This window comes from Brooklawnia cerclae, from assembly GCF_011758645.1.
In the GTDB taxonomy this organism is placed as follows: Bacteria; Actinomycetota; Actinomycetes; order Propionibacteriales; family Propionibacteriaceae; genus Brooklawnia; species Brooklawnia cerclae.
Window position 1 is genome coordinate 223,208 of the sequence record NZ_JAAMOZ010000003.1, and the last position, 14,517, is coordinate 237,724.

31 protein-coding genes are annotated in these 14,517 nt (G+C 67.5%); all 31 read right to left on the bottom strand.

The genetic code is table 11. From position 1 onward, the window contains the following. Positions 1-5: 5 nt before the first annotated feature. Positions 6-371, bottom strand: coding sequence for a hypothetical protein (locus tag FB473_RS15695; RefSeq protein WP_208390848.1), 366 nt, complete (start codon positions 369-371; stop codon positions 6-8). A 160-nt stretch (positions 372-531) separates the two neighbouring features. Then, on the bottom strand, positions 532-951 hold the full coding sequence (locus tag FB473_RS15700; protein WP_167171042.1) for a hypothetical protein: 420 nt from the start codon (positions 949-951) through the stop codon (positions 532-534). Beyond that, positions 948-1,331 carry a hypothetical protein gene (locus tag FB473_RS15705; RefSeq protein ID WP_167171045.1) on the bottom strand — a complete coding sequence of 128 codons (384 nt, stop codon included), beginning with the start codon at positions 1,329-1,331 and terminating at the stop codon, positions 948-950. The genes FB473_RS15700 and FB473_RS15705 overlap by 4 nt, the downstream gene beginning before the upstream one ends. Positions 1,332-1,686: 355 nt before the next feature. Next, positions 1,687-2,034 carry a hypothetical protein gene (locus tag FB473_RS15710; protein ID WP_167171049.1) on the bottom strand — a complete coding sequence of 116 codons (348 nt, stop codon included), beginning with the start codon at positions 2,032-2,034 and terminating at the stop codon, positions 1,687-1,689. Beyond that, on the bottom strand, positions 2,031-2,408 hold the full coding sequence (locus FB473_RS15715; protein WP_167171052.1) for a hypothetical protein: 378 nt from the start codon (positions 2,406-2,408) through the stop codon (positions 2,031-2,033). The genes FB473_RS15710 and FB473_RS15715 overlap by 4 nt, the downstream gene beginning before the upstream one ends. Further along, a complete protein-coding gene (locus FB473_RS15720; protein WP_167171055.1) occupies positions 2,405-2,767 on the bottom strand; it encodes a hypothetical protein in 363 nt (120 codons plus the stop codon). The genes FB473_RS15715 and FB473_RS15720 overlap by 4 nt, the downstream gene beginning before the upstream one ends. Beyond that, a complete protein-coding gene (locus FB473_RS15725; RefSeq protein WP_167171059.1) occupies positions 2,764-3,531 on the bottom strand; it encodes a phosphoadenosine phosphosulfate reductase domain-containing protein in 768 nt (255 codons plus the stop codon). Before FB473_RS15725 ends, FB473_RS15720 begins: the two co-directional genes overlap by 4 nt. Continuing rightward, positions 3,522-3,764: a hypothetical protein gene (locus FB473_RS15730; RefSeq protein ID WP_167171062.1), complete on the bottom strand. Its 243-nt coding sequence runs from the start codon at positions 3,762-3,764 to the stop codon at positions 3,522-3,524. The genes FB473_RS15725 and FB473_RS15730 overlap by 10 nt, the downstream gene beginning before the upstream one ends. After that, positions 3,761-4,390 carry a hypothetical protein gene (locus FB473_RS15735; RefSeq protein ID WP_167171065.1) on the bottom strand — a complete coding sequence of 210 codons (630 nt, stop codon included), beginning with the start codon at positions 4,388-4,390 and terminating at the stop codon, positions 3,761-3,763. The genes FB473_RS15730 and FB473_RS15735 overlap by 4 nt, the downstream gene beginning before the upstream one ends. Next, a complete protein-coding gene (locus FB473_RS15740) occupies positions 4,387-5,265 on the bottom strand; it encodes a hypothetical protein (RefSeq protein ID WP_167171068.1) in 879 nt (292 codons plus the stop codon). The genes FB473_RS15735 and FB473_RS15740 overlap by 4 nt, the downstream gene beginning before the upstream one ends. Then, positions 5,265-5,669 (bottom strand): hypothetical protein, encoded by a 405-nt coding sequence (locus FB473_RS15745; protein ID WP_167166860.1) that lies wholly within the window; start codon positions 5,667-5,669, stop codon positions 5,265-5,267. The genes FB473_RS15740 and FB473_RS15745 overlap by 1 nt, the downstream gene beginning before the upstream one ends. Next, positions 5,638-6,399 carry a hypothetical protein gene (locus FB473_RS15750; protein ID WP_167171071.1) on the bottom strand — a complete coding sequence of 254 codons (762 nt, stop codon included), beginning with the start codon at positions 6,397-6,399 and terminating at the stop codon, positions 5,638-5,640. The genes FB473_RS15745 and FB473_RS15750 overlap by 32 nt, the downstream gene beginning before the upstream one ends. Then, on the bottom strand, positions 6,396-7,082 hold the full coding sequence (locus FB473_RS15755; RefSeq protein WP_341770151.1) for a type I-E CRISPR-associated protein Cas6/Cse3/CasE: 687 nt from the start codon (positions 7,080-7,082) through the stop codon (positions 6,396-6,398). The genes FB473_RS15750 and FB473_RS15755 overlap by 4 nt, the downstream gene beginning before the upstream one ends. Beyond that, positions 7,079-7,324 (bottom strand): hypothetical protein, encoded by a 246-nt coding sequence (locus FB473_RS15760; RefSeq protein WP_167171079.1) that lies wholly within the window; start codon positions 7,322-7,324, stop codon positions 7,079-7,081. Before FB473_RS15760 ends, FB473_RS15755 begins: the two co-directional genes overlap by 4 nt. 150 nt (positions 7,325-7,474) lie before the next feature. Continuing rightward, entirely contained in the window at positions 7,475-7,783 is a 309-nt protein-coding gene (locus tag FB473_RS15765; RefSeq protein ID WP_167171080.1) for a hypothetical protein, read from the bottom strand. After that, positions 7,776-8,066 (bottom strand): hypothetical protein, encoded by a 291-nt coding sequence (locus FB473_RS15770; protein WP_167171084.1) that lies wholly within the window; start codon positions 8,064-8,066, stop codon positions 7,776-7,778. The genes FB473_RS15765 and FB473_RS15770 overlap by 8 nt, the downstream gene beginning before the upstream one ends. Before the next feature lie 126 nt (positions 8,067-8,192). Next, positions 8,193-8,471, bottom strand: a complete 279-nt coding sequence (locus tag FB473_RS15775; protein ID WP_167171087.1) for a hypothetical protein — start codon at positions 8,469-8,471, stop codon at positions 8,193-8,195. A gap of 128 nt (positions 8,472-8,599) precedes the next feature. Then, complete coding sequence (locus FB473_RS15780) at positions 8,600-9,283, bottom strand: hypothetical protein (RefSeq protein ID WP_167171090.1); 684 nt, start codon at positions 9,281-9,283, stop codon at positions 8,600-8,602. Continuing rightward, positions 9,280-9,645, bottom strand: a complete 366-nt coding sequence (locus FB473_RS15785) for a hypothetical protein (RefSeq protein ID WP_167171093.1) — start codon at positions 9,643-9,645, stop codon at positions 9,280-9,282. Before FB473_RS15785 ends, FB473_RS15780 begins: the two co-directional genes overlap by 4 nt. Next, positions 9,642-9,881, bottom strand: coding sequence for a hypothetical protein (locus tag FB473_RS15790; protein WP_167171095.1), 240 nt, complete (start codon positions 9,879-9,881; stop codon positions 9,642-9,644). Before FB473_RS15790 ends, FB473_RS15785 begins: the two co-directional genes overlap by 4 nt. Next, positions 9,878-10,141: a hypothetical protein gene (locus FB473_RS15795; RefSeq protein WP_167171098.1), complete on the bottom strand. Its 264-nt coding sequence runs from the start codon at positions 10,139-10,141 to the stop codon at positions 9,878-9,880. The genes FB473_RS15790 and FB473_RS15795 overlap by 4 nt, the downstream gene beginning before the upstream one ends. Beyond that, positions 10,138-11,100 carry a DNA methyltransferase gene (locus tag FB473_RS15800; RefSeq protein WP_208390849.1) on the bottom strand — a complete coding sequence of 321 codons (963 nt, stop codon included), beginning with the start codon at positions 11,098-11,100 and terminating at the stop codon, positions 10,138-10,140. Before FB473_RS15800 ends, FB473_RS15795 begins: the two co-directional genes overlap by 4 nt. 91 nt (positions 11,101-11,191) lie before the next feature. Further along, positions 11,192-11,374 (bottom strand): hypothetical protein, encoded by a 183-nt coding sequence (locus tag FB473_RS17725; protein WP_208390850.1) that lies wholly within the window; start codon positions 11,372-11,374, stop codon positions 11,192-11,194. Then, a complete protein-coding gene (locus FB473_RS15805) occupies positions 11,364-11,537 on the bottom strand; it encodes a hypothetical protein (protein WP_167171105.1) in 174 nt (57 codons plus the stop codon). The genes FB473_RS17725 and FB473_RS15805 overlap by 11 nt, the downstream gene beginning before the upstream one ends. Position 11,538: 1 nt before the next feature. Further along, positions 11,539-12,018: a hypothetical protein gene (locus tag FB473_RS15810; protein ID WP_167168726.1), complete on the bottom strand. Its 480-nt coding sequence runs from the start codon at positions 12,016-12,018 to the stop codon at positions 11,539-11,541. 89 nt (positions 12,019-12,107) lie between these two features. After that, positions 12,108-12,629 (bottom strand): hypothetical protein, encoded by a 522-nt coding sequence (locus FB473_RS17730; RefSeq protein WP_208390570.1) that lies wholly within the window; start codon positions 12,627-12,629, stop codon positions 12,108-12,110. A gap of 145 nt (positions 12,630-12,774) precedes the next feature. Further along, positions 12,775-13,038, bottom strand: a complete 264-nt coding sequence (locus FB473_RS15820) for a hypothetical protein (protein WP_167168724.1) — start codon at positions 13,036-13,038, stop codon at positions 12,775-12,777. Between the two features lie 11 nt (positions 13,039-13,049). Next, positions 13,050-13,304, bottom strand: coding sequence for a hypothetical protein (locus FB473_RS15825; protein ID WP_167168722.1), 255 nt, complete (start codon positions 13,302-13,304; stop codon positions 13,050-13,052). Continuing rightward, on the bottom strand, positions 13,301-13,486 hold the full coding sequence (locus FB473_RS15830) for a hypothetical protein (RefSeq protein ID WP_167168720.1): 186 nt from the start codon (positions 13,484-13,486) through the stop codon (positions 13,301-13,303). Before FB473_RS15830 ends, FB473_RS15825 begins: the two co-directional genes overlap by 4 nt. After that, on the bottom strand, positions 13,483-14,232 hold the full coding sequence (locus FB473_RS15835) for an exonuclease domain-containing protein (RefSeq protein ID WP_167168718.1): 750 nt from the start codon (positions 14,230-14,232) through the stop codon (positions 13,483-13,485). Before FB473_RS15835 ends, FB473_RS15830 begins: the two co-directional genes overlap by 4 nt. Then, the coding region (locus FB473_RS15840) for a recombinase RecT (RefSeq protein ID WP_208390851.1) at positions 14,229-14,517 on the bottom strand (289 nt) is incomplete at its 5' end. The genes FB473_RS15840 and FB473_RS15835, both read right to left, overlap by 4 nt.

Here is a 14,517-nt window from a genome sequence, read left to right on the forward strand (position 1 = left end):
GCTCATTACCCAGCATCCATCCCGATGAGTGGCACCTGTCCGGCCGCCTCGGGCTCCCAGTCCCAGATCTCCACGGGCGTGTAGTGCTCGCCGGCGTAGGCGATCTCGCTTTTCGTCGATTCCCCGATGTACCCACCTGGTGCGACCACGACGACGCGATCGGCCATGTCGATCTTGCGCTTGTGCAGATCGTCGAGGCGCTGCTTGTCGGCGTCGGTGATCGGATCTCCGTCGTGGCCGAATACGCCGCAGCCGAGCACGATGGCGCCATGCAGTGTGAGTATCCGGTTGACCTCGTCCTGCTCCGTGTGGAACCGGGTTGATCCACAGACACAGACGATCTCGGGGGCGGACCTGGATGGCAGCGGCATGACACATAGTGGGAGGGGCAGGCGATCCCACGGAAACGGGTGCCCGACCCCGAAGACGACGCCAGCTCCGCTGGAGTGGCGACAGGCGACAGTGCCATCAGCGGAGTACACGATGGTCCCAGCAGGCAGTGCATCCCGCTCTTTCTCGGTAGTGATTATCCTAGCCATCGCCATCTTTCTCCTTCTCTGCTGTGTCGATAGATACGCCGAGGGGTATGAGCGGCACCTGTCCGGCTGCCTCGGTCGCCGCGAGCCGGGTCGCTCTGGCTGTCTCGGCGTGATGCTCGCGGTCGTAGTGCAGATGGCACCCCTGGCACATGGCGCGCAGGTTGTCGTCGTCGCAGTGCTCCGGCGCGTGGTCGAGGTGAGCAACCGTCAGGACGACGCGAGACCCCGTCCCGAAGGCGGCCTGACCGTTGCGATTGCGGCATCGGCCGTCGGCATCCAGATGGTCACCGGAACGCCCACACTCTCCCGTGCACTCACACCTCAACTCGGCCCGCTCGACGCGGATGCGATGGCTGATCGCCTTCCAGTCGCCCGGATAGCGGCCGAGATTCTCCGGGCGGATAGGGCTCACGTGTCGGCCCCTCTCATGACCCCGACGGTGCGGGCGTATCTGGCCGCCGACAGCAGCGCTGCGGCGTAGTCGCGGATGTGGCTGGGGCTCATCGCGACCATGTCGCTGTCGTCGATCACCAGCTGTGAGCAGGTGAGGAAGACGAATCCTGGCTCCTCGTCGATGGTGACGACCTTGCCCATCGCGCCGTCGTACCAGCAGCGCCGATGCTCGTCGCCGACCTCGCCGAAGCCCTTGACGGTGTAGGTCTCGATCGGCCTGCAGGCGTCGAGGGGGCCGAGCATGTCGGCGATCTCCTCGACCTGGACGCGCAGTTCGCGGACGGAGTCCGCCCATGGCTGGCTGTCCGCGCTTTTGCGCCTACATGTCGATTTGGTCATGACGTCCTCTCTCGGTGCTTGCTGGCCGAGTGCTGCGGGACCACACGGTCGGCCTCCGTCTTGCCCGGGCAGGCCGTCCAGTTGTGCTCCCGGGGGCATCCGTCGTTGAGGCGCGGCAGCCACGCACCGCAGCGGGCGCATGGGGCGTGGCCGTTGCGGGCGCACACCTCTTCCCACTCGCCCGTGAATGGATGGCGCCGTACGAATGGGGCATTGTTTGTGCCGGGAACTTTCTTGCCGCACCACACGCACGCCCACCACGCCCACTTTCGGTCCTGCCCGTACGGGCCACCCCAGCCGCGGTCCGGGCTGACCATGCGGTAGACGGTCTTGCCGCGCACCACGGCGCGGGCTCTCACAATCCCGCCCTCCATTGCTCTCCGCGCCACCAGTTGTCGTCGGCTTTCCCGAGCTGGTGGATGGTGTCCGCCAGCTCGGGGTGACCGTTGTGGCGGAGTCTCGCTTCCAGGGATTCCCAGTGCCGGTATCCGGTGGCCTGCGTGATGCGGGTGATCGGCTCGCCGCAGTCGAGGAGGAACTCGACGTCCTCGAGGAGGGCGGCGATCGGGTGCCGCTTCGGTTCGTCGTGTCGGTGCCCGGTCCGGCGCAGGCGCAGGTAGTGCTTGTTGCACACGCCGCGCCTTTCGGCGCGTTCATTGCAGGCGTGGAACGAGCACGTTTTCTCTGCTGTTGTGGTGGTCATTCGTCCTCCAGGTGGTCTCGGTTCCCGGCGATAAGTGCCACGAACTCGCCGAGGGTGGTCGTCACCCACTGGTCTTCTGGTCGGCCTTTCCCGTGACGTTTATGGACGATCAGCGCGACATCCCCGTCGTCGTTTCCGCGCTCTGTCTGGGCTTCTGTCATCCACTCGGCGAGCGCCTGCCGGGTGGTGTCCTTGCATTCGATGGTGAGCTTTTGTCCAAGGTGGCGGACCCCGGCTATGTCGCCTTTGTCTTTCGCCCCGGACTTGATCTTCCGGTCGATCCGGTCATCGGAAAGGGCCGCTGCCAGATAGTCGGCAACGGCCCTCTCGAATCGGGTTCCAGCAGATTTCGCGCTGGTTCTTGAGCGTGTCATGCGGCTACTGCTTCCTCTCGTCTTTCGTGCCATTCGGCGTGGCAGTTCCCGGCGGCGTCGATGTATCTCGGTAGCTCGATCTGGTACCAGATCGCGTCGGCGAGGAGGGGCTCACCGATCTGGTGGAGCCGTTGGCGCAGGCAGAGCCACGACCGGTAGCCGAGACGGTGGGCGATGGATTCGGCGGTGTCGGTCCCGGCGAGCCATGCGGCGTCCTCGGTAAGGGTGCTCGCTGTGGGGCTCTGGGCGCGGACCTTTCCCCAGTGGACGATGCACCAGCCGTGGCGGTAGCGGGCTCGTCCGCAGCCCTTGACGACGCAGTCCGGGGAGGTGCGTCTGGTGCTCCAGCTGACCCTCATCTTGCGCCGCCGATCTCATCAGGGGTGTGCCTGACGATGTCGGGGTAGTAGTGAGCTTCCCAGTCGGCGCGCTGTTTGTGGGCGTTGCTGATTCCGCCGATCGGGGAGACGCGCAGCCACCGGCGGTCGAGCTTCCCGCCGTAACTCATGGCGTAAGCGGGGTGGATGGGCAGATCGTGTCGGTGGAGATAGGCGTACACGTCGATCGCTGTCCAGCGGGCGATTGGGCGGCAGGCATTCGGCCCAGCCTCGCCCCACTGCCCGACGACGATGCGGCGCATGCGTGACTCCTCGGCACGGATGCCGGTGATGTGGCGGGAGCCGTGGTGTCGTTCCGCTTCGGCGAACTGTGATCCGACGTGCGAGCCTTTGCGCTGGAGGCGGTCTATGTCTGCGTTGTCCCACCAGCGCAGGCCGCCGTCGACGAAGTACTCGTGGTAGTCGACGAGGTGGCCGTAGCGTTCCAGGAACGCGTCTCTGACCAGCAGGCACTCTGGGGACTCCCATATGCGCATCCGGACGTAGACCAGCGGCAGGACGACGCCGCTGGTGGCAACCAGGTGGGCGACGCAGGTGGAGTCCTTTCCCCACGACGTGGACGCATAGCATACTCCTGCCCCAGCGAACTCATTGATCACGCGGTGGGCCCTGGCCTCCTTGGCTGGCCAATCTGCCCGTTTGGCGAACGCCGTGTCGTAGCGCTCCAGGTTGGCCCATGCGCGCTTGTCCTGCGGGCTGAGCCGTGGCGAGTCGATCAGTCCCACAGTCCCTCCTCGGTGCTGCCTGGCGTCTCCTGGCCGCGTGTGAGTGGTATGCCGCGGTGCCAGGAGCCGCGGTGGTCGTGGACGGCGTGGCCGCCACGCTCCATGTCGAGGAGCGTGGCGGCCACGGTGGCGACGGGGATGCCGAGTTCGGCGGCGATGACTGGCGGCACGGTGGTGCGCCGCCGGTCTCGTCTGGCCGGGAGCCAGTCCCAGATGGCCTGGGCCGTGGTCATGCCGCCGACCATGCTGAGCAGGGCGCCCATGTGGTGCGGTGCCAGTACGGTGGCCGGACGGGGGTCATCTCCCCGCCGGGGGCCGGGAGCGGCCGGTCTCGCCAGCCATCCGGCTCGTGGGACGGCTCGACCACCCACCGGGCGACGTGCCCGAATCCGTTGCGCCAGCGTGCCGACACGCTGGTCGTCGCTGCGAGGAGCCGGCACAACTCATCGGGGTCGGTGACCAGGGCGTTCCAGCGCATTGCCGACACGATCCGGGCCGACAGGGTGGTGTTGCGGGCCTTGGTGGGCCCGAGTCCGGCGTGATGCTTGGGCAGCACGGTGAACAGGGCCATCGCCTCGGTGGCAGGCTTGCGGCGGACCTCGACAGCGGTCCACTTGAGGATGCGCTCGTGCGCCTTGGAGCAGCACCATCCCCATGTCCCATCGATCTCCCACCGCTGGAACGGCATGGGGATCGGGAACACGAAGTCGTCGCGGATCGGCGGGAGGACGCGCCCTTGCTGGGTGGCCAGGGCTGCCCATGTGAACGACAGCGGGCCGTCGAGGATGACGCCGCGCTCCAGGGCCACCACCGCGCTCGTGAGGAACGCGGTGATGGCCATCGGCTGGGCCTCGCTCATTTCGTGAGGTCCTCGACCAGCTGGAGGATGTCGTCACGCCGGTCGGCGATGTGGGCGGTCCACGCCGCCAGGTCGGCGCTGGTATCGGGCAGCCCGGCGATGGCAGCCCGGCCGTATCCCTGGGCGGTCTTGGCGCCGAGGAGCGCCTCGCCGCCGGGGGCCCACAGTGCGAGCGCGGCACCCAGGACCGTGCGGTGTGCGGCGGTGGCTCCGTGCTGGAGGGCGAGTTGTCCCGACAGCGACGCCCCGGCGATGAGCACCTGGGTGTCGAAGATCATCTGGGTGGTCTTCACGGTGGAGCCGAGCAGGGTGTCGGCCTGCTCCAGCAGGGTGGCGACGGGCGTGGATGCCACGTCGTGGCGGGTGCCGAACTCCTCGCCCCGCCATGCTGCGGCGGGCTTGGTGTCCGGCGCTCCAGGGATCCGCCACTGGTTTTCCCGGCACACCAGGATGGCGTCGGAGGCCCGCAGCGTCCCGGACACGATGTCGGAGTGCGCCGAGTACCCGAACAGGGCGAGCGCCGGGAAGACCTCCTCAACACGCCGGGCCATGCCGAGGTCGACCTCAGCGCCGGTGGAGGTGACTGACCCGCCGGTCCACAGCAGATCGACGCCGAGCTTCGACCACACGACCGCCGGCGGGCGCAGGTCGAGGGTGGACACGAGATGCCAGGCGATCCGGTCGCGCAGGGCGTGGCGGATGGAGGCGGCCGACAGGAACGGCACCTGGGCGACCGTCCCGTCGGGCTGGGCGACGTCCTGGGTGCGCAGAAGGGCGGTGTTTCCGGAGTTCCCGGCACCGTGGTGGAACGGCGACAGCAGTGTGGCGGTGTAGTTGATGGTCTCCTGCTGGGCAGGGATGATGGTGGTGGTCATCAGAAGATTGCCTCTTCGGTGTCGGTGGTCGGTTCGGGGTCGGGCTTGGGGGTTTTGCGGCTGGTGTTCTCGACTCTGGCCAGGGCGACGATGTAGACGAGGTTGCGGGCAACGTGGGCCTGCCACTGGCTGTAGTGGCCCTCGATGCGCCCGCCGAGCTTGGTGATGGTCTTGGATGCCTCCAGCGCGAGCTGGGGGATCTGGAGCTTGCGGGCGGCGATCGTGACAGCCTGGGGCCACGCCTCTCCACCGGCGGCTGCGGTCTCGATGGCGGTGGCTGCGCGTCCCTGCCAGAAGTCGAGGCGGGACACATCCTCGGTGAGGGAGTCGCGCAGGGCAAAGACCAGGTCGACGGTGATGTCGTCGAGGTCGTCAGCGGTCAGCAGGGTAAGTGGCTGTGTCATTGGTGATGTCCTTCGTGATCGTCCAGAGCGCGAGCTCCAGGAGTGGTGAGCCGAGCCACGGCAGCAGCCCGGCGTTGAGGTCCCGCCATGCGGCGAGCTGGTCGGGGGTCTTGACGTACTGGGGTTCCCCGGCCATGACGGCCTCGGCTGGGACGCCGAGTCTGCGCAGGCCGAGGGTGCAGGCGTGGACCTGGCGCCATTGGGCCGGGTTGGCGGTGACGCTGTGGTCCTCGGCCCGCACCGTCCACTGTCCGCTGCCGTGGTTGACCGCAGCGAACGGCAGCACATGCTTCTGCCCGGACAGCGCCACAGAGACGAGCCAGTCCCCGGACGGCGGGTCGGCCAGTATGTCGATGACCGGCCGCGTGCTGGCCCGTGAGGTGAGGCACAGCCCGGGAGTGTCCTGGAGGAACGCCTTGGGCTGCGAGTCCGGGAGATCGGCTCCAGGTGAGGCGACGATCGTCCACATCCGAAGCGTGTTCGGCGGCTTGCCAGATGCGCACCACAGGCATGCCGGGCAGATGTCCGGGCTGTCGTGGCGCTGGAGATGCCCCTGGTCGGGGAAATTCTTCCCGAGCGCCCGGTCCGCGTTCGCTGTGACCGGCGAGTCGTGGCCGCACATCGCGCACACGCCCGGGGAGTCCTTGAGGTGTGCGGCCGTCCCCGGTGCGGTGATCCGCGGTCGCCCGGCCAGATCCCAGACGAGCCGTGTGGACGAGGTCTCGGTCATGGCGTCACCCCGTCGACCAGGATCAGGCCGCACCCGTATGCCTTCTCCTTGCCGATACCGGCGCGGATCAGGCGGCCGAGGACGACCGGGTCATCCACGGTGGCGGTGCCGCTGAACGCCATCCTGGCCATGGTGATGACGTGGCCCGGCTTGACGGCCCGCACCGTGGGCAGTCGCTGGCAGGTGACGTCGAGCCCGGACAGTGCCCCATCGAGACGAGCAGCAACCCACTCGGGCCACTCACTCTCGGGAACCAGCCCGCGCGCCATCTTCACCCGGACGCGCTCGTCGTTGTATACCCACTTCGTCTTCGTCGGGTTGAGGAGCCCGGACACCCGCACCCTAGTCCCGGCCGGGAACGCGGTGCGGCGCGGCCCGCTGGCTGTGACGGTCGCCAGGCCGGTGAGCATGTCGGTGAGCATGCCCGGCGCCGGGGATTGCACGAGGATGGTGGCCCGGTCGGGCCACGCCCACAGTGCTCTGTCCCCGGACGTGTTCTTCGATGAGGTGGCGATGACGGTGTGCCATTCCCTGATCGGCACGCGCATGCCTTGTGGCGTGAGGGACAGTCTTGTCAGGACGATACCGTCCACGCTTGTCTCCTTTCTCTGGTCGGCCACGAAAAAGGCCTCCCGGTTGAGGTCCGGGAGGCCTGTCATTGGTCCTGCGACGTAGGTGATCATGTGGTCGGCGGCTCACCTCGTGCGATGGTGGCGGCCTCGGCGATCGCGTCCCGATAGCCCACACTCCAGTCGTCGTTCATGGTCACATGGATAGCCTCGCCAGTGATCCTCATGGCGATCTCCTCGCGCAGCGCGGTGTCATGGTTCGCCAGCCACCGGTCGTAGGTATCCCCGCTCCATGCGCCGAGCCGTGTCGCGGACGCCCGGATCTCATCGTCGGTCGGCACGTAGTAGTCACTCATCGCGTCGCCCCTCCTCCTCTCGCTTGTGGCACTCGCACCCGCAGTCCGCTGTGGGCGCGCCGAGTGTGACCACACGCCCTCCGCAAACGTGGTGCTGGCGGGAGCGGCACCAGAATGTGGTGGGCTGCTCAGGGGTCGCGTCGCTCATCTCTAGGCCCCCCTTCCGCGATAGCTGACGCTGATGGGTGCGGGCACCAGGTAGCCGCGCGAGAACGCCAGGCGCACCGGCTGCCCCTGCGTCATGCGCCACCTCGTCCAGGGACCAAGGTCCTCAATCCCCCGATCAAGAGCCTGCGAATAGGGACACTCGCGCAGGTCGATGCCGGAGTCGAGGCATGCCTGGGAGTGCAGGATGTAGACGGTCTGATCGGCGGACACGGCTCGTCCCCAGTGGTCGGTCGGGTGCCGCTTGGCGCCGACGATCTGCTCGATCTGGGAGTGGTCTACAAGGTCACTCATGCTCGTCCTCTCCTTTCCACGGCATCCCCCACTCGCGTGCGATCGCAGACGCCAGGAGCTCATAGTCGGCTGCCGCCTGCTGGACGTATTTGGGCAAGTAGTCGCCGCTGGCCCAGAAGAGCGCTCCTCCGAGCGAGTCCATGGACTCCTTGCCTTTGATGAGGCCGCACCGTTTGGCGGCTGCGACCTCGGCGTGGGTGTAGGTGCGCGGCGATCTGAGGCCGTGGTCGATGGGGCCGCTACGGAGCCGCTCGTTACGTGGAACGTTTGATCGTTCAGTCATCATTTCTCCTTGTCAGCATGTTGTTTCCATGTCCTCCGGAAGCGGCGCCAGTACCGGCGCTTGACGGCCCGCGTCTCGCCACGGCTGTGGCGGGTGACCTTGCGCCACCCGGTCAGCACGTCGTACTCATCGCCGCTCTTGAGCGGCACGTGATCGGATCTCATCTGACCTATCTCGGAGGTAGTTAGTGATCTGCACGTAGGCGGCGCGTAGCGACTCGTGGTCGAAGCCGTCGTAGAGATCTATCGGGAAGGGAATATTGGCGACCGCGTTGGCTAGCGCTTTTTGGGCGACCTTGTTGTCATGGTCGGCAAGCCACCGGTCGTAGGCGTCCTCACTCCATGCGCCGATCCGTGTCGCGGACGCCCGGATCTCATCGTCGGTAGGCGTGCAGCAGTCGCTCATGTGCTTCCCCTCTTGTCTCTTGTGGCATGCGCATGCGCAGTCCGCCGGCGGCGCGCCGAGCTGCACGCACCGTCCGCCGCAGACGTGGTGCTGGCGGGAGCGGCACCAGAACGTGGTGGGCTCGTGGGTTACGTCGGCCACGGCCCGCCCCATTCGCGTTTGATGGCCTCCGCCAGGAGCGCGTAGTCGGCGGCCGCCTGGGCGACTTCGCTGGAGTAGTAGTCTCCTGCGGCCCAGAACAGGGGCCCGCCGAGGGAGTCCATGGACTCCTTGCCACGCACGAGTCCTCTGCGCTTCCCAGCTGCGATCTCGGCTCGGGTGTAGGTGTGCGGCGACCTGAGGCCGTCCGCGCCCGGCCCGCTGCGGATGCGTTCGGGTGTCTCACTCATCCCTGAGTCTCCTCTCGCGATCTGTTCCGCCGAGATGATGAGGTCCGCGACCCCTGCCGCATGCACCGTCGAGCCCGGCTCGATCTGCTCCAGCAGGCCGTGGATCTCGGCGGCGATCCGCTCCCTGATGCCGCGCTCCAGCACGTCGGCGCGAACGAAGTCTGCCGATACCTCCCGCTTCGACCGTTCGATCCTGCTGGCGTCGTATCCCGCTCTGACTTCCGGGTCGGCCAGGCGGCGGTGAAGCGCGTCATCGAAACCGCGCCGTGCGTGCAGCCGCTCGATCTCGTCCAGCAGCAGCGGCACGTCACATACGCTGTCGGTCAGTGCCGCGATGCCGTCAGCGGTGTATGCGCCCTTGCTGGGCTTGGCGTCCAGGGCTCGCTGGTAGCGGGCGCGGGCGGCGTCAATGACGCTTGTCATCGGTGCTCCTTCCGTTGTTTGCGTCTTTTCTCCGAGACCAGCTCGACGGCACCGAGCGGAACGTCTGTCCCGGCGGCCTGGCGGCCGTTGTTCGGCTGGATGGCCGACAATGCACATGCCAGGGAGAACATCTCCATCCGACCGCTGCTGATCGGGACCTCGCGCTGAAGGTCCATGAGCACCGCCCGGATCGGCGTCTCCAGTGAGGATGTGTACTCGTCCGGAGCGCCGAACACGTGGACGGCGTGGTCCCAGTGGTTCGAGCTTCCCGAGTCGCGCGAGTACACGCCGTTGCTGTTGGGGATGCCGTAGTGGAACTCCCAGCAGTCGATGCACAGGGCGAATGTCTGCTTCGCGCTCACGCTGCGGCCCTCCGTCCCGCCATGGCTGCCCTGGCATCCTCGACCCTGGCCGCAGCGATGCCGAGCTCGGTCTCGTCGAGGGTGTCGCGGAGCAGCCGCAGCTCCTCGATCTCGCGGACCCCGGCCAGCTTGGTGCCCCAGCGGGCTTGCAGGACGCTCACGTCGATGACGCCAACCTTCCGCCAATCCTGGACGGTGACGAGCGCCGTCGGCGGCTTGACTCCGATAGGTTTCATCGCGCCACGCTCGTGCCGCTCTTGGTGACGCGGAAGACCAGGCCGCTGCCCTGGCGTCTCTGCGCCCGGGCCTTGTCGGCCACGTCTTTGCAGACCAGGCAATCCCGCTCCCAGCCGGAGCCGTGCCGCCCGCCTCGCGTGCGGAGACGCCACCGGGTGGTCTCGGGCCGCCACGGATGCCCGTTGCCGCACGTGGCGGCCCCCTCGATGTGGTGCGGCTCAGGGTCAGGCCTGCGCAGTGTGTGCGCTGTCGCGCTCATTGATGTTCCTTCCGTGTGGCCGCGACGCTCGCCACGGCGATGATGAGGGCCCCGGCTGCGATGAGCAGCGAGGAGGTGAGGATGGGGTCAGTCATCAATCCCCCCCCGCTGATGAGCGGTGCCTGCCTGATGTGGGTTGACAGGCGGGTGGCAAGCGCGAGGTCGAGGTAGTCCGCACTCAGGTCGACCCCGACGAAGCGCCTGCCGAGTTGCACCGCTGCGAGCCCGGTGGTGCCCGATCCGCAGAACGGGTCCAGCACCCTGCCGCCAGGCTTGCAGCCCGCAGCGATGCAGCGGCGCGGGATCTCCACCGGGAACGCCGCGAAGTGCGCGCCAGGGAACGGCTGAGTCGTGATCGTCCACACGTCGCCCGGATTACGGGTCTTGTGGACACTGAGGAGCGTCGAGCCGGGATTGCCGCCGAACCGCCGCCGCCCCTTCTCGGTTCCCGTCGCACCGCCATACGCGGCGAAAGACTCCGGGCTGTTCCCCGACACTTCGCCCTTCGCGGCGACCTTGATCGGCTCAAGGTCGAACCAATACCGGCGCGACTTGGTCAGCAGGAACAGGTGCTCGTGCCTGCTGGACAGCCGGTCGCTGACCGACTCGGGCATCGCGTTCGGCTTGTGCCACACGATGTCGTTCCGCAGGATCCAGCCGTCGTCCTGCAACGCCAGCGCGACACGCGCCGGGATCATCAGCAACGACTTCTCTGGCCGCCCGTAGTCCTCGACACCGACACCGACTTGGGCGTGCCGGATCGACCTGCGGTCGAACATGCTCGTCTGCCCGCGTCCCCATGCGGGATGCGAAGCGTACGAATCGCCCAGCGCCTCGGCGCAGACACGCGTCCACGTCTTGCAGTCCACTCCTTCGGGTGGCGGACCAGACTCGACGGGCTCGAACGCCTGCGGGTTGATCGCACGCGCGATCACGTACAGCCTGCTCTCCTCTTCCACGGATGATTCCTTTCTGGGCATGAAAAAACCGGCCCATGAAGGCCGGTGTGGATGGTGGCGGCTCAGGCGGCCAGTGCGTCGATGGCGATCGTCACGAGGTCGCGCTCGATGGGTGGCGGTCCGTGTTGTGGATCGCCGCGTTCTCCTTCGCCAGCCGCTCGTCGTAGGTGGCTGGGCCGCACCAGGAGCACGACTCGCAAACCGGCTCGTACAGCCACTTGGTGTCGCCGCCGACAAGGGCGGTGACGATTGCCCGGGGCCGCTCACCTCCCATATCCCCATCTCCTGTCTGCCGCCTGCGGCTGGCAGTGGCGGCATCTGCCGTCGTCGTCTGGTGCGTGTGTGGGCCACTGGTCGCGTCCCTGGTCGTCGCGGCCCATGAGGCCGTTGAGCTGGTGCAGCGCCGGGCATGCCTGCGCGGGGTCGGGGGTGGGCACGTCACACCTCCGCGTTCTTCTCGGCCGCCAGCGCCTCGGACGGCAGACACTCGGTCCACTGCCCACCCAGCCGGGTCGCCTCGTCATCGCTCGGGCGTCCCATGACGAACCAGCCGAGGCCGCCAGAGACGAAGATGTGCGGGAAGAGCCAGTAACCGGTGGTCTCGACGAGATGCGGAGCGCTGGGGATCTCCGGCCTGGAGAACCAGAGGCGATCCCACTCGACGCAGAGCGGGTTGTCCCTGCGCGGGACGTAGACCCCCTTCTTGAAGCCGTTGCGCCACCCATCGGGCTTGGCCGGGAACTCGACTCCGCCGAGTCGGACACTCCACGACGTGCGGCGGATCAACCCGTTCGTCCCGCCCACCCGGCCAACGAATTCGTTGCACTGGTCCACGAACGCGTGATAGGTGCGGGTTTCGGACCTGATCGCCTCGATAGTGGCGGGGTCGGCGGTCTTCGCGTACTGATAGACGGGCATTCAGTCGCCCTCCAGGGCGGCGATGTCGGTGTCGTCCTGCACGCCAGCCGCGACGCGGGCCTCAATCTCAGCGAGACGGTCAGCGGCGCTCATCGCACACCCGCCTCGTGGGCAGCTGTCAGGGCGACGCGGGCGGCGTCCAGCCAGTAGTCGTGCCACGCGAGAGGTCCGGCAGGATCGAGTGGGTTCGGCCTGTCCCACCGGAACGCGTTCCGGTGGGGCTCCTCAATGGCGAACAGCGCCTTGGCGACGGACTCCAGCACCAGATCGTCATGCTGGCCCGAGATTTCGACAGGCTCATAGGTGGCCAAGAAGATGTCTGGCTTGCAGGGATAGAACTCGCCTGCCACGCCCCGGATGATCCAGTCGCCGTAGTCGGCCCAGTGCAGTCCTTCCAGCGTCGAGATGACGAAGCGTCCATCTCGCGGGTCGATGCTGATACCGCTGGCGGGCAGCGGCGTGCGGCCCTCGATGACGTCCAGCACGTCGAACGAGCCGAGCGTGTTCGCCTCGACCCATTGGTAGACGGCGTGGATGTCGGCGTTCGAGCCGATCAACTGCATGGCTTCGATCGCGACGGGCTTCTTGCGGAAGCTTGCCGGTGCGTTCATCGGGCACCTGCCTGGGATGGCGACTGCGCATCTGGAGCACAGGTCCGGGCCGACCCACCAGATGTGATGAGGATGGCGATGTCGGCGTCGTGCTGGTGGGCGGCGATCGCGGCGTCGAGTTCGGCTTGTGTTGTGACGGTGATTCTCACTGGTATGATCCCTTCTGAAGTGGTTGTTTCCGGCGTCCGTCTGTTGCCAAGGCTGCACGCGCACGAGCCGCCTCGGCTGCCGCGCTGGCCCTGGCTTCGGCGGCCCGGGCACGCGCCCGGCTGACCGCAGCCACATCGGCGGCGACCTGGTAGTGCTCGGACGCTGCCAGCGGGGCCATGTGCCGGGTGTCGCTGATCAGGGCGTCCACGATGCGCTGGACGGTTGTGGTGACGGGCGGGACGGTGTAGTTCTCGCTCATTGCTTGTCCTTTCATCTTTCGATCTCGCTCCATGCCCGGCACAGCGGATGTGAGCACATCCACATCGGGCCGGGCACCGGAGCGTGGGTGTCGTGCTCGGCGCGGACGGCTGAGCGCAGGGCGGTAGTTGTCGCGGCGGTCATGATGGTCGCGTCGCAGCGGTCGGCGACGACGTCCACGAGGTCCTCGATGTCGATCTGGTCGACGATGTCGTCGAGCCTGACGTCGACGTCGGCGGTCACAGTGATGGTCTGGCCGGGGATCATGACCGCTCCTTTCCTGCCGCCAGCCCGTGCAGGGTGACGGCGATGATGAGAGCGGCGCAGGCGGCCACGGTCAGGCCGTGCAGGCCGAGGGTGGCGGCGAGGATGGGGAGGGCGGACAGAAACAAGAAGCCCCGCACCGGGATGGGTGCGGGGCGATGGGGGCGGGGATCGGGTGGGGTCATGCGACAAGTCCTTCCTGTGCGCTCCACGTCCGCAGTGGCCATCCGGCTTCGGCTTCGGCCTCGATGTTCGCGGCGGTCTGCTCGTCGCCCTTCTTGGTGCGGAAGTACTTGGCGAGGCTGAGCTTCTGCTGCTGGTGCCATTCCCGCTGACGGTCGAGGCCGAGGTCAGCCGATGCGGCTTGGTCGCCGGGCACGACCGGGAGGTTGGGCGCGAGCTTCCAGGCGAGGCGGGCGGCGGCGTGTGCGTCGGCTCCGGCGTCGTGGGCGTTGTCCAGCAGGATGTCGTAGTGGCGGCACACGTCGGCGAGCTTGCGGGAGCCTCGCCTGAACGGATCGATGCCCTTGTCGATGACGAACGGATCGATGACCATCCCGTCGACCTTGAGCGGTTCGAGCCCCAGCCGCCGGAGTTCGCGGTCCAGGATCGTGATATCGAAGGATGCGTTGAAGGCGACGAGGGAGGCCCCGGCGAGCCAGGCCGCGTTGATGTGCCCGGCTATCTCGGCGATGGCCTCGGCGCGGTCCTGGCCCTCCTGGGTGGCCCGCTCGGTGGTGACGCCGTGGATGCGTGAGGCTTGCTCGGGGATCGGGCGTTCGGGCTTGAGTATCCAGCTCGTCGTCTGCCACCGCCTGCCCTCGGCGATTCCGACGGTGGCGGTGATGATGTGCGCGTCCTCCGGGTCCGCCGAGTCGGTCTCGGTGTCGAATCCCGCGATGGGGGAGTCGCGCCAGCCTGTCCAGGTCATCGGGACTCCTGCGGGAACATCGCTCCGCCGCTCGGTTCGACAACTTCGGCGTCGACGGGTTTTGAGGTGAAGACCTCTCCGGTGACCTCGTCGACGTACTCGCCTTCGGCTGTCTCGTGCGGCGCCGCCTGCTGCTCCAGCCGCGTCGGCGCTGTCCGGCCAGCGTTCTCAGCGATGACATCCTGGGCGGCGCGGAGCTGCTCGCGGCGATACTCGGCTGAGGTGGGGACCCACTTTGCGAGCTGCCGGACCGCCGACTTGAGCCACATCGCGGCAGGGGTTGGT

Coding starts and splice junctions, on each gene's coding strand:
- FB473_RS15695 (WP_208390848.1), bottom strand. CDS start 371: ATGCCGCTGCCATCCAGGTCCGCCCCCGAGATCGTCTGTGTCTGTGGA.
- FB473_RS15705 (WP_167171045.1), bottom strand. CDS start 1,331: ATGACCAAATCGACATGTAGGCGCAAAAGCGCGGACAGCCAGCCATGG.
- FB473_RS15710 (WP_167171049.1), bottom strand. CDS start 2,034: ATGACCACCACAACAGCAGAGAAAACGTGCTCGTTCCACGCCTGCAAT.
- FB473_RS15715 (WP_167171052.1), bottom strand. CDS start 2,408: ATGACACGCTCAAGAACCAGCGCGAAATCTGCTGGAACCCGATTCGAG.
- FB473_RS15720 (WP_167171055.1), bottom strand. CDS start 2,767: ATGAGGGTCAGCTGGAGCACCAGACGCACCTCCCCGGACTGCGTCGTC.
- FB473_RS15730 (WP_167171062.1), bottom strand. CDS start 3,764: ATGACCACGGCCCAGGCCATCTGGGACTGGCTCCCGGCCAGACGAGAC.
- FB473_RS15735 (WP_167171065.1), bottom strand. CDS start 4,390: ATGAGCGAGGCCCAGCCGATGGCCATCACCGCGTTCCTCACGAGCGCG.
- FB473_RS15740 (WP_167171068.1), bottom strand. CDS start 5,265: ATGACCACCACCATCATCCCTGCCCAGCAGGAGACCATCAACTACACC.
- FB473_RS15745 (WP_167166860.1), bottom strand. CDS start 5,669: ATGACACAGCCACTTACCCTGCTGACCGCTGACGACCTCGACGACATC.
- FB473_RS15750 (WP_167171071.1), bottom strand. CDS start 6,399: ATGACCGAGACCTCGTCCACACGGCTCGTCTGGGATCTGGCCGGGCGA.
- FB473_RS15755 (WP_341770151.1), bottom strand. CDS start 7,082: ATGATCACCTACGTCGCAGGACCAATGACAGGCCTCCCGGACCTCAAC.
- FB473_RS15760 (WP_167171079.1), bottom strand. CDS start 7,324: ATGAGTGACTACTACGTGCCGACCGACGATGAGATCCGGGCGTCCGCG.
- FB473_RS15765 (WP_167171080.1), bottom strand. CDS start 7,783: ATGAGTGACCTTGTAGACCACTCCCAGATCGAGCAGATCGTCGGCGCC.
- FB473_RS15770 (WP_167171084.1), bottom strand. CDS start 8,066: ATGACTGAACGATCAAACGTTCCACGTAACGAGCGGCTCCGTAGCGGC.
- FB473_RS15775 (WP_167171087.1), bottom strand. CDS start 8,471: ATGAGCGACTGCTGCACGCCTACCGACGATGAGATCCGGGCGTCCGCG.
- FB473_RS15780 (WP_167171090.1), bottom strand. CDS start 9,283: ATGACAAGCGTCATTGACGCCGCCCGCGCCCGCTACCAGCGAGCCCTG.
- FB473_RS15790 (WP_167171095.1), bottom strand. CDS start 9,881: ATGAAACCTATCGGAGTCAAGCCGCCGACGGCGCTCGTCACCGTCCAG.
- FB473_RS15795 (WP_167171098.1), bottom strand. CDS start 10,141: ATGAGCGCGACAGCGCACACACTGCGCAGGCCTGACCCTGAGCCGCAC.
- FB473_RS17725 (WP_208390850.1), bottom strand. CDS start 11,374: ATGGGAGGTGAGCGGCCCCGGGCAATCGTCACCGCCCTTGTCGGCGGC.
- FB473_RS15810 (WP_167168726.1), bottom strand. CDS start 12,018: ATGCCCGTCTATCAGTACGCGAAGACCGCCGACCCCGCCACTATCGAG.
- FB473_RS17730 (WP_208390570.1), bottom strand. CDS start 12,629: ATGAACGCACCGGCAAGCTTCCGCAAGAAGCCCGTCGCGATCGAAGCC.
- FB473_RS15820 (WP_167168724.1), bottom strand. CDS start 13,038: ATGAGCGAGAACTACACCGTCCCGCCCGTCACCACAACCGTCCAGCGC.
- FB473_RS15825 (WP_167168722.1), bottom strand. CDS start 13,304: ATGATCCCCGGCCAGACCATCACTGTGACCGCCGACGTCGACGTCAGG.
- FB473_RS15830 (WP_167168720.1), bottom strand. CDS start 13,486: ATGACCCCACCCGATCCCCGCCCCCATCGCCCCGCACCCATCCCGGTG.
- FB473_RS15835 (WP_167168718.1), bottom strand. CDS start 14,232: ATGACCTGGACAGGCTGGCGCGACTCCCCCATCGCGGGATTCGACACC.